Origin of the sequence: Azospirillum himalayense (genome assembly GCF_042657465.1) — a bacterium.
In the GTDB taxonomy this organism is placed as follows: domain Bacteria; phylum Pseudomonadota; class Alphaproteobacteria; order Azospirillales; family Azospirillaceae; genus Azospirillum; species Azospirillum himalayense.
Genome location: NZ_JBHSLC010000018.1, coordinates 1 through 13,690, shown reverse-complemented (window position 1 = coordinate 13,690; position 13,690 = coordinate 1). Strand labels below are relative to the sequence as shown.

Annotated in this window: 12 protein-coding genes and 1 pseudogene; all 13 read left to right on the top strand. The window is 64.4% G+C overall.

Going from position 1 to position 13,690, the window contains the following annotated elements; genetic code table 11:
* The first annotated feature begins 60 nt into the window (after positions 1–60).
* Complete coding sequence (locus ACFPMG_RS11650) at positions 61–1,605, top strand: portal protein (protein ID WP_376995298.1); 1,545 nt, start codon at positions 61–63, stop codon at positions 1,603–1,605.
* Positions 1,602–1,910 carry a Bbp19 family protein gene (locus ACFPMG_RS11645; RefSeq protein WP_376995297.1) on the top strand — a complete coding sequence of 103 codons (309 nt, stop codon included), beginning with the start codon at positions 1,602–1,604 and terminating at the stop codon, positions 1,908–1,910. Before ACFPMG_RS11650 ends, ACFPMG_RS11645 begins: the two co-directional genes overlap by 4 nt.
* Before the next feature lie 24 nt (positions 1,911–1,934).
* A complete protein-coding gene (locus ACFPMG_RS11640) occupies positions 1,935–2,669 on the top strand; it encodes a capsid assembly protein (protein ID WP_376995296.1) in 735 nt (244 codons plus the stop codon).
* 12 nt (positions 2,670–2,681) lie between these two features.
* Positions 2,682–3,623 (top strand): major capsid protein, encoded by a 942-nt coding sequence (locus ACFPMG_RS11635; protein WP_376995295.1) that lies wholly within the window; start codon positions 2,682–2,684, stop codon positions 3,621–3,623.
* Positions 3,624–3,639: 16 nt separating this feature from the next.
* The gene (locus ACFPMG_RS11630) at positions 3,640–4,056 is read left to right on the top strand and encodes a Bbp16 family capsid cement protein (protein WP_376995294.1); all 417 of its coding nucleotides are present in this window, start codon (positions 3,640–3,642) and stop codon (positions 4,054–4,056) included.
* 9 nt (positions 4,057–4,065) lie between these two features.
* Positions 4,066–4,257, top strand: a complete 192-nt coding sequence (locus ACFPMG_RS11625) for a hypothetical protein (RefSeq protein WP_376995293.1) — start codon at positions 4,066–4,068, stop codon at positions 4,255–4,257.
* A 115-nt stretch (positions 4,258–4,372) separates the two neighbouring features.
* On the top strand, positions 4,373–4,948 hold the full coding sequence (locus ACFPMG_RS11620) for a hypothetical protein (protein WP_376995292.1): 576 nt from the start codon (positions 4,373–4,375) through the stop codon (positions 4,946–4,948).
* Entirely contained in the window at positions 4,941–7,061 is a 2,121-nt protein-coding gene (locus ACFPMG_RS11615; protein WP_376995291.1) for a phage tail protein, read from the top strand. Before ACFPMG_RS11620 ends, ACFPMG_RS11615 begins: the two co-directional genes overlap by 8 nt.
* Complete coding sequence (locus ACFPMG_RS11610; protein WP_376995290.1) at positions 7,061–7,573, top strand: hypothetical protein; 513 nt, start codon at positions 7,061–7,063, stop codon at positions 7,571–7,573. The genes ACFPMG_RS11615 and ACFPMG_RS11610 overlap by 1 nt, the downstream gene beginning before the upstream one ends.
* Positions 7,573–10,032: a hypothetical protein gene (locus tag ACFPMG_RS11605; RefSeq protein WP_376995289.1), complete on the top strand. Its 2,460-nt coding sequence runs from the start codon at positions 7,573–7,575 to the stop codon at positions 10,030–10,032. The genes ACFPMG_RS11610 and ACFPMG_RS11605 overlap by 1 nt, the downstream gene beginning before the upstream one ends.
* Positions 10,033–10,285: 253 nt before the next feature.
* Positions 10,286–11,431 carry a tetratricopeptide repeat protein gene (locus ACFPMG_RS11600; RefSeq protein ID WP_376995288.1) on the top strand — a complete coding sequence of 382 codons (1,146 nt, stop codon included), beginning with the start codon at positions 10,286–10,288 and terminating at the stop codon, positions 11,429–11,431.
* A gap of 8 nt (positions 11,432–11,439) precedes the next feature.
* Positions 11,440–12,519, top strand: coding sequence for a GSCFA domain-containing protein (locus tag ACFPMG_RS11595; protein ID WP_376995287.1), 1,080 nt, complete (start codon positions 11,440–11,442; stop codon positions 12,517–12,519).
* Between the two features lie 81 nt (positions 12,520–12,600).
* Positions 12,601–13,690, top strand: a pseudogene (locus tag ACFPMG_RS11590) (hypothetical protein); the annotation flags it as partial.

Genomic DNA, 13,690 nt, shown 5'->3' with positions numbered 1-13,690 from the left:
CCGCTCGCTTCTGAGCGGCGGACAGGCTGGCTTCACGCGCTCACTGCTCGGGGGCTGAGGATGGCCGAACAGAACACCGACCTGAAGGCGTTCCGCCAGCATTTCGACCGCGCATCGCAGGACAAGGCGCGGGTGCGCCACCGGCTGGACGACATCTACCGGCTGGTGTTCCCGCACCGTCACCTGCAGGACGGGACGGCGCCGCAGGACAGCCTGGACGAAATCTTCGATAGCACCGCCATCGAGGCCGCCGCGGACTTCGCTTCCGACATGCTGAACGCCTTCACCCCGCCGTTCACCAGCGAGTGGGTGAAGCTGACCCCGGCGCGGCACCTGAAGTTGGATCCGGCGGCCATGCGCGCCGTCGAGTTGGCGATTGCCGACTATCGCGGAGCTATCTGGGAGGCCATCGCCGCGTCCAACCTGACGCAGGCCGCCCGCGAGTGCTATCGCGATCTGGCGACCGGCACAATGGCGATGCTGATCCAGGACGTGCACCAAACCCAGCCCATCGAATGCACGGCGATTCCCGTGTCCGATCTCTACCTGGAGCGCGGCCCCGGCGGCGTGGTGGACGGGAGGTTCCGGAAGTTCCGCCTGCGCGCCGAGCTGATCCCGGTCATGTGGCCGGGCGCCGTGCTTCCGGAGTCCCTGAAGAACCGCCCTGCCGATGTCGAAGTCGACGTGACCGAAGGCATGTGGCGCGACTGGAGCGACCGCGGCACGGAGCGGTGGACCTTCATGCTGGTGGAGGGGGAGGGCGGCAACGTCTTCCTGAAGGCGAACTATGTGGGGGCCGGATCCTGCCCCATGATCGTCTGCCGCTGGGACACCGACGCCACCACGGCATGGGGATTCGGCCCGCTCTACAACGCGTTGCCCGACATCAAGACCATCAACAAGCTGAACGAGCTGGTGCTGCGCAACGCCGACCGGGCCGTCGACCCCGTGGTCGTCTACCCCGATGACGGCGTGATCGACATCACGCAGGGCATCACCGCTGGGACGTGGATCCCCGCCGCGCAGGGGTCGGCGAAAGAGGTGAACGTCCTCGACACCACCGGCAACTTCAACATCGGGTTCATGGAGCAGGAGAGGTTGCAAAGTGCCATTCGCCGGGCGCTGTTCCAGGACAAGCCCCAGCAGCTGGGCCGAACACCGCCGACCGCCACGCAATGGCTGGACCAAGCACAGGAGACCGCCCGTCGCATGGGCGCCCCCGCCGGCGGGATCGTCACGGATTGGCAATTCGCCATCATCCGGCGGTTCGCGTTCCTGCTGGAGAAGCGCGGCTCCCTGCCCAAGGTCGAACTGGGCAACAAGGGGCCGATCAGCCTCGTCCCGACCAACCCCTATGCCCGATCGCAGGAGCAGGAGAAGGGGGTGCGGCTGAAGGCCCTGGCCGCGGAGCTGGCCCAGCTTGCCGGGCCGCAGCAGGCCGGGCTAATCATCGACTGGTCGGTCTACGCCGGGGAGCGCGCTCGCCAGGATGGATTGGAGGACACCCGCTCCATCCGCACCCCGGAGCAGATCCAGCAGATGATCCAGAACGCGGCGGCTATGGCCGAACAGGCCGGGATGCTGCCGGGAGGGCAGGGGCAATGAGCTGGAGCGACCTGGACAAGCCGAAGCAGCGGCTGACGCCCGAGCAGGAGGCCGAGCAGCGGCGGCTGAACGGCCTGTTCGCCCGCGTGTTCGGCTCGCCGGATGGGCTGGAGGTGCTGGCCCTCCTGCGCTCGAGCACGATCGAGAAGCCCATAAGCCCCGACGCCTCGCACAGTGCGTTGGTCCACCTGGAGGGGCAACGGCAGCTTGTCCGCGTCATCGAAACGCGGGTTGCCAATGGACGCGATCAACACCCTTCCGAGCTTCGGCGCGAATACCCGGCCCTCCGCCGCGCAGCCGAATAGCCTTCTGCCCAGCGAGGTGGCGTGATGCTGCGCCGCTGGACCTTCTCCCCGCTGCGTAGCCCGGATGGTGGCGGTTCCGGTGGCGGTGATCACGCTCCGGCTCCGGCCCCCGCGCCCACGCCGGTCCCTTCTCCAACGCCGACCCCGGCGCCCACGCCAGCTCCTGCCGCCCCCACGCGCCCCGAATGGCTGCCGGAGGACCAGTGGGACGCGACCGCCGGCAAGCCGAAGGCCGATATCGCCGCTGCGCTGAAGTCGCACCAGCAGGTGACCGAGCGCGCCGGGCAGGTCCCCGCCGATGCCGCCGCCTACAAGGTCGAGCTGCCCGCCGACCTGACGCTGCCGGAGGGGATGAAGTTCGAGGTCGCGGACAGCGACCCGCTGCTGGCCGCCGCTCGGAGCTGGGCGCATCAGGCGGGCCTGACGCAGGCGCAGTTCTCCGGCCTGATGGGCTTGCGCGCCCAGATGGACGCCGCCGCGCACGAGGCCGCCGCCACCGCCATGCAGGCGGAGATGCGGGCCCTGGGTGACAAGGCCACGGATCGCATCGACGGAGCGACCACCTTCCTGCGCGCCCGGCTGCCCGCCGACCAGTTCGACGCGCTGAAGGGAGCGATCACGACCGCGAAGGGCGTGGAGGCCGTCGAGACGCTGATGAAGCTGGCGTCCGGTCCCCAGCTGCCGGGTAGCGGCGGTGGGCCAGCCAGTGAGGCCGTCTCGACCGAGGACTACTACAAGAACCTGTTCAACCCGAAGTAACGGAGCCTCCCCATGGCGCTCGACACCCTGCGCACGATTGCTCTGGAGCGGAGCAAGAAGCAGCCGAAGCAGATCGACCACCTGACCGAGGAGGCGCCGATCCTGGACACCATCCCGTTTGCCTCCTCGACCCACGGCATGTGGCACGTCGCGGAGACGCTGACCAGCGCCGATTCCATCGGCTTCGTTGCGATGGACGCGCCGCTGCCGGACGTGTCCTCGACCACGAAGCTGATCCGCTTCGATGTCGCCAAGATGGGCGGCACGATCAAGGTGGCCGAGGACAAGGCGCGCGAGTATGGCGGGAAGGAGAAGTATTTCGCCGACCGCACCGCCCCGGTTCTGAAGATGACCGGCATGAACACCGAGCGGGTCATCGTCTACGACAACCTGCGCCAGTACGCGGTGGACCGCTTCCGGGCCGGCGATACCACCCGCACCGTCTACGACGCAGGCGGCACCGGTTCGACCAACTACAGCATCATCGCCGTGCGCTTCGAGGAAGGTGTCTGCTCGGGCCTCTACAACCCGAACGGCTTCGGCAACGGCACGATGTTCGACACGATGCCGATCAACGGCGGCAACCTGTACGACATCGGGTCCGGCGTGCTGGGCTACGGCGTCCGCATGAAGTCCGACCTGGGCTACCAGATCACCGGCACGCGCAATGTCGGCACCATCGTCAACATCGACCTCGCGAACAACAAGCTGCCGACCGCTGTGCAGATGGACGACCTTCTGGCCGACATCCGCGCCACGTCCTCCGGCCGCACGGTGCTGCTGATGCACACCCGCGTGAAGGACGCGCTGTGCCGCACCTTCAAGGATGGCCGCGTGCAGATGCGCCCCGCCGACAAGGTGATCGACCGCCAGCTGGAGGCGTGGGGCGGCGTGCCCTTCTTGACCTCCTACAACCTGTACGACGGCACCGAAGGCCGCGTCCTGCTGTCCTGACCCTGAGGAGAACGCCATGTACAAGGTCAACGGGTTGCCCCACTTCGTGGACATCCACGGGCAGAACTTCGCCAAGGCGCAGACCCTGCCGCAGAACACCTCCGCCGATGGCAACGGCGGCGCGATCGAGCTGTCAGGCATCAACGGCGCCGTCGAGGCGGTGGCCCGCATCAACACCGCGGTCACCATCGCCGACACGAAGGCACTGACGATCAAGCTCCAGCACTCCGCCGACGGCTCCTCCTGGACCGACCTGGGCACGATCTACAGCCTGACGGCAGCGGGCGGAAACGGAGCCCTGGCCGCCGGCGTGGAATTGGGCCGCTTCGCCCTGCCGTCCACCGTCCGCCGCTACGTCAAGGCGGTCATCACCACCACGGACGCCGCCGCCACCGGTAAGGTGGACGTGATCCCGGCTTATCTGCCGCGGTAAGGGGGAGTCATGAGCAAGGCCGTGAAGGAAGCCCCCCAGCTGAAGGTGATCGCGCGTTATGCCGGTCACTACGGCGAGAAGCACATCCGCGAGGGCCAGACGTTCGAACTGGCGGCGCCCGGCGACTTCGCCCCGTCCTGGATGAAGCCGGAAGGCGAGGGCCTTGGGGTCCCAGCCGAGAAAACCAACACCGAGACCTGACGGCCCTACCGCCTCCAGTGGCCGTTGGAGAAGAAGGACGCCCCACCGCCCGGGGCGTCCTTCTGCATTTTCGGGTGCGTTGGCCCCCGCCTCTTGCCAGCCGCATTGTCCCGGCATGGCCGCACAATCGCTCAACACCGACATCGACCTGATCAACGCCGCGCTCACCGCGACGGGCAACAAGCCCATCACGACGCTGGAGGATGCGGACAGCGAATCCGTCGTGTCGATGGCGAACTTCGAAGCCGTGGTCGGCGCCGAGTTCGCTCACCCCTGGACCTGGACGCAGACCACGCGCCGCCTCTCCCGCATAGCCGGCGACACGGACACGATCTGGACGACCGCATGGCAGGTCCCGGCGGGCGTCGAGGTGGATCGGATCGAGGTGAGCGGGCGTCCGGTCGCGTGGGAATCCATGTCCGACCTGATCCTGACGCGCGAGGCCGAAGGCGTCGTTGCGGTTGGCCGCTACCGCCCGCCGGTCCGTCGCTGGCCGGACCTGTTCAAGACCGCGATCGTGCAGCGCCTGGAGGCGCTCTTCTTGCGCGCGCTCAACGAAGATGTTGCCGCTGCGGACGCCCGCGACAAGGCTGCCGACCGGCTGATCCGGCAGGCCCGCAACGCCGACTCCCGCAAGCGCAGCCCGCGCAAGCCCGCCACCTCGTCCCTGCTGGAGGCGCGCCGTGGCTAAGCTCTGGACGGACAAGGCCAGCTTCGGGGCTGGCGAGCTGTCGCCCAACATGGCCCGCCGCTCGGACACCCAGCAGCACGCCGACGGCGCGCGTCGGATGCGGAACGTGCGGGCACTGAATGCGGGCGGCTTCACCCGCCGGCCCGGCTCGCTCCACCTGCGCGAGGTGAAGGCCGGGACGCGCCCTGTCGAGTTCACCTTCGCGGTGGACCAGCAGTATCTGCTGCTGTTCTCCGCCGGCCGCGTTGACGCGGTGCTGGTGGACGGCTCCGACGCCGGATCGGTTACGGGCTGCCCGTGGACCGCCGCGGACGTGGCGGCGATGACCTGGGTGCAGTCGGGCGACACCGTGTTCCTGTTCTGCCGGAGCTGGCGCCCACAGGTTCTGCGCCGCGTCGGCGCGGCGGCCTGGGCACTGGAGGCCTGGACCGCCGACGAGGGGCCGGGCGGCGCACTGAAACAGCCCTACACCAAGTTCGCGGGTCCGGTGTCGACCATCCAGCCATCGGCCTACAGCGGGAGCGTGGTCATCACGGCGTCGGAGGTGGCCTTCGCGCCCGGGCACCAGGGGCAGCGCATCCGCTACGTCGGCTGCGAGATGCTGGTGACCAGCTTCCTGTCGCCGACGCAGGTTACCGCGACCGTCCTCCAGGAACTGCCTCCGTCTCAGGCCCTGATGCTGGAAAATGCCGAAGGTTTCTCCATCGGCCACATCATCGAGGGAGAGCAGACCGCGGCGAAGGGCGAGGTTGTCAACGTCGACGCGCCGTCCGGCACGGTCATGGTGCTGATCACGAAGGGCCGCCAGACCTTCAAGGTGGACGAGCCGGTGACCTCCCCGCAGGCCAAGACGAAGATCCTGTCGGTCGCGGCGGCGGCCCCACTGCCGGCGCGCGATTGGGATGAGCCCTACCTGTCGCCGGTCTACGGCTGGCCCGCGGCAGGAGCGCTCCACCGACAGCGCCTGTGGGTGGGCGGGCATACCCGCCTGCCGTCGTCGGTGTTGGCGAGCCGCGTGGGCAGCCACTACGACTTCGACATCGGCACCGGAGAGGACGCCGACGCGATCTTCGAGGATCTGGGCGACTCTGCCGTCGCATGGGTGCGGCACTTCCATTCCGCCGAACACCTGCTGATCCTCACCGACCAAGGCGTCTACTACGTCCCTGAGACAGCCGCCAACCCGCTCCGCCCGAGCAGCATCCAGTTCAACAAGATCGGGTCGAACGGTTGCGGCGCTACCCGGCCGCAGGCGTTCGATGAGGGCGCGCTGTACGTCCACCTGTCCGGGGGCGCGGTGATGGACATCCGACCGACCGGCGACATGACCAAGAGCTGGACAGCCGCCGACGTGGCGCTGTTGGCGTCTCACCTGATCCGCCAACCTGTGGACATCGCCGCGACCCACGGCGCGGACGGACTGCCCGAGCGCTACGCCATCTTCGTCAATGGAGACGGCACGCTGGCCGTCATGCACTCCATCCAGTCGCAGCAGGTTCTGGGCTGGGGGTTGTGGGAGACGGAGGGCGCCTATCGCTCCGTCGCGGTGCTGGGCGGGACGGTGTTCGCCATCGTGGAGCGCGTCTTCAACGGCGTCACGCGGTGGTGCCTCGAGCGCTTTGACCAGGCACTGACCACCGATGGCGCGGTGATCCTGCCGGCGGGCAGCCCGGCCTATGCGCCCCTGTTCGCCGGGATGCAGCCGCACGCGCGCGCCGGGACCCATTATCTGGGGCATGTGGACGCTGGGGCATATGGCCTGCTCGCTGATCTGGGCACGCCGACCGCACCCACCGAGGTCGGGCGGTTCTACCGCCCGCTGGTTGAGCCTCTCCCCCCTGAGCCGAAGCTGCCGAACGGTGGGACGGCGGGGCACGTCAAGCGCATCTGCCGCGTGCGCGCCTACGTCCAGGATTCGGTTCGGGTGCAGGTCAGCGGGCGGGCGATGGACGCCTATCGGGTCGGTGAGGACGTGACCGTTCCACCCCCGCTGCGCACCGAATGGATCGAGGTGGGGCTGCTGGGCCGCAGCCGCGAGCCTTCCGTCATCATCACGCAAGACGAACCGCTGCCCATGACGATCCTGGGCATGAGCATGGAGGTGATCATCTGATGGCAGCCGCACCCGTCATGGTCGCGATGATGGCGGTCAGCACCGCCGTCAGCGCCTATTCCAGCATCCAGCAGGGCCAAGCGCAGTCCGCTGCCCTGAAGGCGCAGCAGCAACAGCAGCGCCAGCGTGAAGAGCAACTCCGCACCCGCGCCATGCAGGACGAGGCTGCGCGCCGAGAGGAACTGGCTTCCAACCTGTCCACCATCGAGGCGATCCGGGCCGGGCGCGGCCTGTCGCAGACCAGCCCCACGGCGCTCGTGATCCGCGACGACCTGACCGACAACGCCATGGACGACATGCGTGTGTCGCGCCTGAACATCCTGAACGGTGCGGAGAGTGCCCGGCAGTCGGCGGAGCAGGCCGGGAACGCGGCGTCCAACGCGCTGACGGCGGGCTACCTGGGGGCGGGGCGCTCGCTTCTCGACTTCGGGACCAGCCTCGCCAGCCCGGCGGGTACCGGCAGCAGCGATCCCTTCAAGAAGATGGCCCGCAGCGGCAGAGGAGAACGATAATGGCCGGCACTGGACTTCCCACCGGCGGCAACCGACCGCCCGTTCTCCTCGACCCGTCGCCGCTCGTCCAGCCTGACGCCTCCGGGGCGCAGGCCTGGGGGGCGCTCAAGCAGACGGCCGACGCGGCGACGCGCGATTTCGGCCAGATCGCCCAGCAGGCGGAGCATGCCTCACAGCTGAAGTGGGCCGCCGACTTCGAGCTTGACGCCCGCGACAAGCGCATTGAGTTGCATGCGCTGCACCCGGAAGATCCGTCGGGGTTTGAAAAGGACTGGCAGGCCTACACCGATGGCAAGCTGGGCTCCGTCCCCCTGAAGTATGCGGACCACGCCCGCGTGACGTTGAGGAAGGAGGGGCAGTCGGCATTTGCCAGCATTCAGGGCGCCAAGATCACCAAAGACAGAGCCCTGACCGCCAATTCGGTCAACGCCCGCCTCGACGCCGCGCAGACGGACGTTCTGGGCTACGCCTATCGTGGCGAGGCTGGCGGCGAGCCGTTCACGCAGGCCATGCTGGATTACCGGGCCTATCTCAACGATGGGGTGAAGGCTGGCCTGTGGTCGCAGGAACTGGCCGACAACAAAGTCAACGAGCTGGCCGGGAAGGCGAAGGCCGAATCCATCGTCGGCATGTCGAAGCGCCTGTTCGACCAGAAGGGCCTGGAGGGCGGCTACGCCGAGGCTGAGCGCCTGCTGTCCGATCCGTCGATGAAGCTCGATCCGCGCGAGGTCGAGCAGTACCGAGGCCGTATCTCCGCCGAGATGAACAAGTGGGCCGGGTTCCAGTCCGCCGACCTCCAGAAGGTCCAGGCGCAGGCTGCGGCGATAGAGGACAAGTTCAAGCTGGGCACCGCGACGGAGGACGAGGCTCGGGGTCTCGCCGCGTCGCTGGCGTCCCTGGGAGACCGTCGCGGCGCCTCGAAGGTGCTTCGTGGGTTCACCACTCAGGAGCAGTTGGCAACCGACGCTTGGCAGCCGCCGACCGCCACGGCGGCGAACATCGCCGCGCAACGTCAGCGCGTCCGCCCCTATGAGGAGAAGGTGGCGGGTGCGGAGAACGCGACCGGCAACCCGGCGGCGCGCAACCCGAACAGCACCGCGACCGGCGATGGCCAGTTCATCGATTCGACGTGGCTGGACATCGTGAAGCGTACCGCGCCGGAGGTGGCGGCCGGGAAGTCCGACGCCGAAATCCTGGCCCTGCGTTCGGACCCGAAGTTGTCCCGGCAGATGATCCGGGCCTATGGGGAGGAGAACCGCGCCGAGTTGGCAGCGGCCGGCCTGCCGACCGATGACGGCTCGACCTATCTGGCCCACTTCGCTGGCCTGGGCGGGGCCAAGGCGGTGCTGCGCGCCGATCCAGCCATGCCGATCCGCGATCTCCTGCTGCCCGGCGCCATGGCGGCAAACGCCGGGATGCGGCTGAACGGCAAGCCCTTCGCCGACTGGACTGCGGCCGACCTGCGGACCTGGGCCGCTGGGAAGATGGGCGATTCCATCGACACTGACACCCTCCAGGCCAGGATTGCGGCGAACCAGAAGAAGGAGGAGGCGCTGCGCGCCGACCCGCTGTCCTACATCAGCTCCATCCGCGGCGGCCCGCGCCTTGCCGATGTGGATTGGACCAAGCCGGACGCGGCGGCAACCGCCCTTGCGGATCGTCAGCAGGTCGCGCGGGCGGCCAGCAGCATCTACGGCATCGGGCCGGCGCCGGTCCTGACCAAGCCCGAACTCGACCAACTCAAGGCCGCCTGGGACCAGGGCGACAGCGGCACCCGCGCCCGGATCGTCGGCACGCTGGCCCGCTCCCTGGACGGCAAGCACCTGACGGCCACGCTGGAGAAGGTGGCTGGCGACAACCCGGTGTTCGCGTCGGCGGGCATGATCTATCAGCAAAGTCCGGACCTTGCCCTCTCCATCGTACGCGGGATCAGCTACGTCGACGCCGACAAGAAGATCCTGCCACCGGAGAAGAACGTCCGCACGGAGGTGAACGACTTCCTGGGCACCGCGGCCTCCAGCATGCCACAGGCCCGATCCGCCATCGAGAAGACCGCCCTTGCGCGCTATGCCGACCTGTCCGCCGCGGCGAAGGACTTTACCGGCGCCTATAACGGCAGCCGCATGCAGCAGGCCCTGCGCGACGTGACCGGCGGCGTGGTGTCGTGGGGGCAGGGGACCAAGTTGTTCGGGCTGGCCGGCGTGCCGAAGATCATCCCGCCGAAGCCGGGCATGACGGACAGCGATTTCGGCAAGCTGATCGATAGCCTGACCGACGCCGACCTGACGGGCATGACCACGGGCAGCGGGACGCAGATCAGAGCCAGCGAGTTCCGGCGGCTGGCCTCCCTGCATGACGCCGGGCCGGGCCGGTACATGGTTGAGATCGGCGGCGGATTCGCGCGGGGGGCGGACGGTCAGCCCTTCGTTCTGGATCTGGGTGCGAAGGTGACGCAATAGGACCTTCTGAGCGGGTCAGGGCGCAGCGCGAGTAGGGAGCGCCCAATGGGAGGCCGGATAGCCGGCCTCCGCTGCAAGGGTCTCATCATCCGTGGTGTCAGGATAACCGATTTTCATTTGACATTATGTATCAGATGGGGCGTTTAAGCTGTCCACTCTAGCTGTTTTGCATGCTGAAGTGCTGGATACCTATTCGGGATTGCAGGTTACTCTTCCTGTCGCATTCCTGTGGTGGATGAATGGAGACTGAGAATTGGATAATTTGCACTCAGTATTCGTTGAAGTTGACGCCATAATTGCTCGTGGAGATCCCGAGTCAGCTCTATCAATATTGGAGAATGTCCACCATAAGTTCCCTCAAAATGAGGTAGTTAGAATAAAGATTGCCAACCTTTTGGCGTTTTTAGGTAAGTGGGAAGAGGCTGAGGCTGTTCTCACAAAAATGCTGAAGGAGGGTTGTGAGGGTGTTTGGCTATATATTTCGCTTTTTGATGTGTTTGTGCACATCGGAAAGATAAAACAAGCGGCAACGCTCCTGGAGCCGCATGCGGAACGTTTCGGCAATTTCTGGCCATTCCGCGAAAGGCTTTCGCGTGCGCGCGCTTATTTTCTGATAAATAAGAGAGGGGCACCAGATCGGGGCTGCTCAGTAATTAGGAATTCCTTTCTTGTTATTGGAAGCAGCCATATCAATGCAATCCGCGGGGCTTCGAAATATGCTGAGCAAGAGCATTTAAGAAATTCTTACACGTTCAAAAGCATTATAGATTTCAAGAATGATTCTAAGATTATTGATCCTGTCGATGGGGGTTTTGATGATTATCAGTTGAACGAGAATATGAAGAAATGGCTTTATGAAAATAGGTCATTCGATAAAATATTCCTGAGTATTTCGGGGAGCGATTACCTTTCATTCTGCATCTCTGCTCCTAACCCATCATACGATATCATCATTCCTGGTCGCGAAGATTTGCCGAGAATAAACGGTGCACGTGTCGTGCCCTATGAAGAGATGAAGGCAAGGCTGAAACGCCATATTCGTCATGTGGTTCTGGGTATTAAGGCAATCCGTGCAGAAGTTTCTGCGCCGATCATTTATCTCGAACCTCCACCTCCAATTGAGGATAATCAACACCTCACCCAGCATGCGGGGTGGGCTGAGCGTCTTTTGGCAAATTCTGGGCCTTCTTCACCGATTGTGAGGTACAAGTTATGGCTGCTTCATTCTGAAATAATAAAAGAAGCGTGTGAATCGGTTGGGGTTGTTTTTCTAGAATTGCCTTCGTCAGTACTTAATGAGCGCGGCTATCTAGCCGATAGCATGTTGCTCAACGATGTTATGCACGCAAACCTACTGTTTGGTGCAGAGATATTGATGCAGATGGACAGCTTTGCTTGAGGTGAAAAATGCCGTATACGCCTTATCAAGACAGCTCAGATTGTGCTTTTTGGTCCAGGTCGATTTCCAGGGTGGTGCATCATGCCGTCGATCCGGTTGTGGGTGGTTCATTCCTGATCAATTCGGATACCCGGGTGGCAACTGCAGGAAGTTGCTTTGCCCAGCATATTTCCCGCCATCTCCGGTCTATAGGCATTGAGCCGTATGTGACAGAATGGCCCCACCCCATTGTAAGAGATCAAGCTGCAGATTTCCATTACGGGATTTATACGGCTCGCTTTGGCAACATTTATACGTCGCGACAGCTTCTTCAGTTATTTGCTCGGGCCTATGGGCAATTTGTCCCCGGGGAAGATGTTTGGCTAGGAGAGAATGGGAAATTTTACGACCCATTTCGCCCTGGACTACCCGGTGGCTTCTCGACATTTCAGGAATACACGGAAGATCGTGAGAGCCATTTTTATGCTGTAAGGGAGATGTTTGAAAATCTCGATGTATTTGTATTCACGCTTGGACTTACCGAGACGTGGGAAGCCATTTCAGATGGCGCGGTTTTTCCTTCCTGTCCCGGGGCTATAGCGGGTACGTTCGATCCACTTAAGCACAGATTTATCAATCTGAGCGTCGTTGATGTTGTCAACGACATGAATGCCTTCATTGGGATGCTGGTAAAAATCAATCCAAGCGCCAAGATCATTTTGACTGTATCACCTGTGCCGCTAGTTGCGACTGCAACAAAAGGTCATGTTCTTCCGGCAACGATATACTCAAAATCGGTTCTAAGAGTTGCTGCGCAACAGATATCTGATGTGCATAGCAACGTTGATTACTTTCCATCTTACGAGATCATCACTGGGCCGCAAGCTAGGGGCATGTATTTTGCTGAAGACTGCCGCAGCGTAAGGCCTGAAGGGGTTGAGCACGTAATGAAGATATTCAATAAACATTATGTAGAGAATGGGGATATGGTTTCCGAATGCAGTGAGGTCGTTAATAATACTCTAGATGTAAGCATTTCTGAGGCGCAGGATGCGTTGAACGTAATTTGCGAGGAATTGTATAACGACAGTAACTTGCACCCTAGATGAGCGCGAATTGACGCCTCTGCATTAGGGTGCGTTGGGCGGCCACTCTGGCCCGTGCGGAAGTGCGCGGGATGGAGGGGCCGCATGCTACTTGGACTGTACACCACCGACACCGCCGACACGCTGAGCCGGGCGCAAGCCGCTCCGGCTGCGGAGTTGCTGCCTGCGCTGGGCGAGGAGTATCGCGCGGCGCTGGAAAACCAGCTCCGTTGGGGGAACATCGATTATCACGAGCGAAACCGGCACGAACTGGTGCAGGAACAGCTTGAGCGCTTCCAGGTCGCGACTGGTCGGGCCCTTCCGAACCCAGAGGACATTCAGCCCGATCGGCGCGACCAGCGGGATTTCCAGTACGAGACGATTCGGCGGGAGTTCGAAACCTACCGCCAGCAGAATCCCAACACGGACTTGACGTTCCCAACCGATGAGCAAATCGAGGCTGGAGCGAGAGACCGCGCCCTGAAAGCACGCCAGCAGCTGGAGGCCGTCGAGGCGCAGCGGGGCCGGGCCGGCGGCTCGTTTACGGGCTGGGTGGCCGGTATGGCGGGTGTGGTGTCGGGGGGCGTAGCCGACCCGCTGAACCTCATCACCATGCCGTTGGGTGTCGGACCCGCTGCCACCATCCTGAAGGCCGCCGCTGCCACAGCCGGCATCGGCGCGGCGACGCAGGCCGCGAACGAAGCAATGCTGTTCAGCGATCGTCAGAAGGCTGATTCCAGTTATTCGGCGCAGGAGGCTGCTGGCAACGTCGCCGGGGCCGCGATCGGGGGAGCAGTCATTGGCGGTGGCGCAAAGGCCATAGGGAAGGGAATCGGCGCCGGCCTCGAATGGTGGCGGGGCCGGGATCGCGCCGAACTGCCGCGCGAGGTGCAGGACGCGCTGAACGTCACCGAGCGGGACCAGGAGGTCCGCGCGGCGAACCCCTTGCCGGGGGTCGCGGGCGAGCAGGCGCACGTCGAGGCGCTGACCAAGGCCACGCAGGACATCGAGGGCGGGCGCCCTGTGGACGTGCAGGACATCGTGCGGGAGGCGATTCCCTCCGTCGAGAACGGCGGGCTGGTGCCGCTCGACCCGCGCACGGTGGGCGTGGATGCCGAGACCTTCCAGTACAAGGCTGGGGGCGACGACGCGGGCGTGACGGACCGGCTGCGCGGTGTCACCGAGTGGCGGCCGG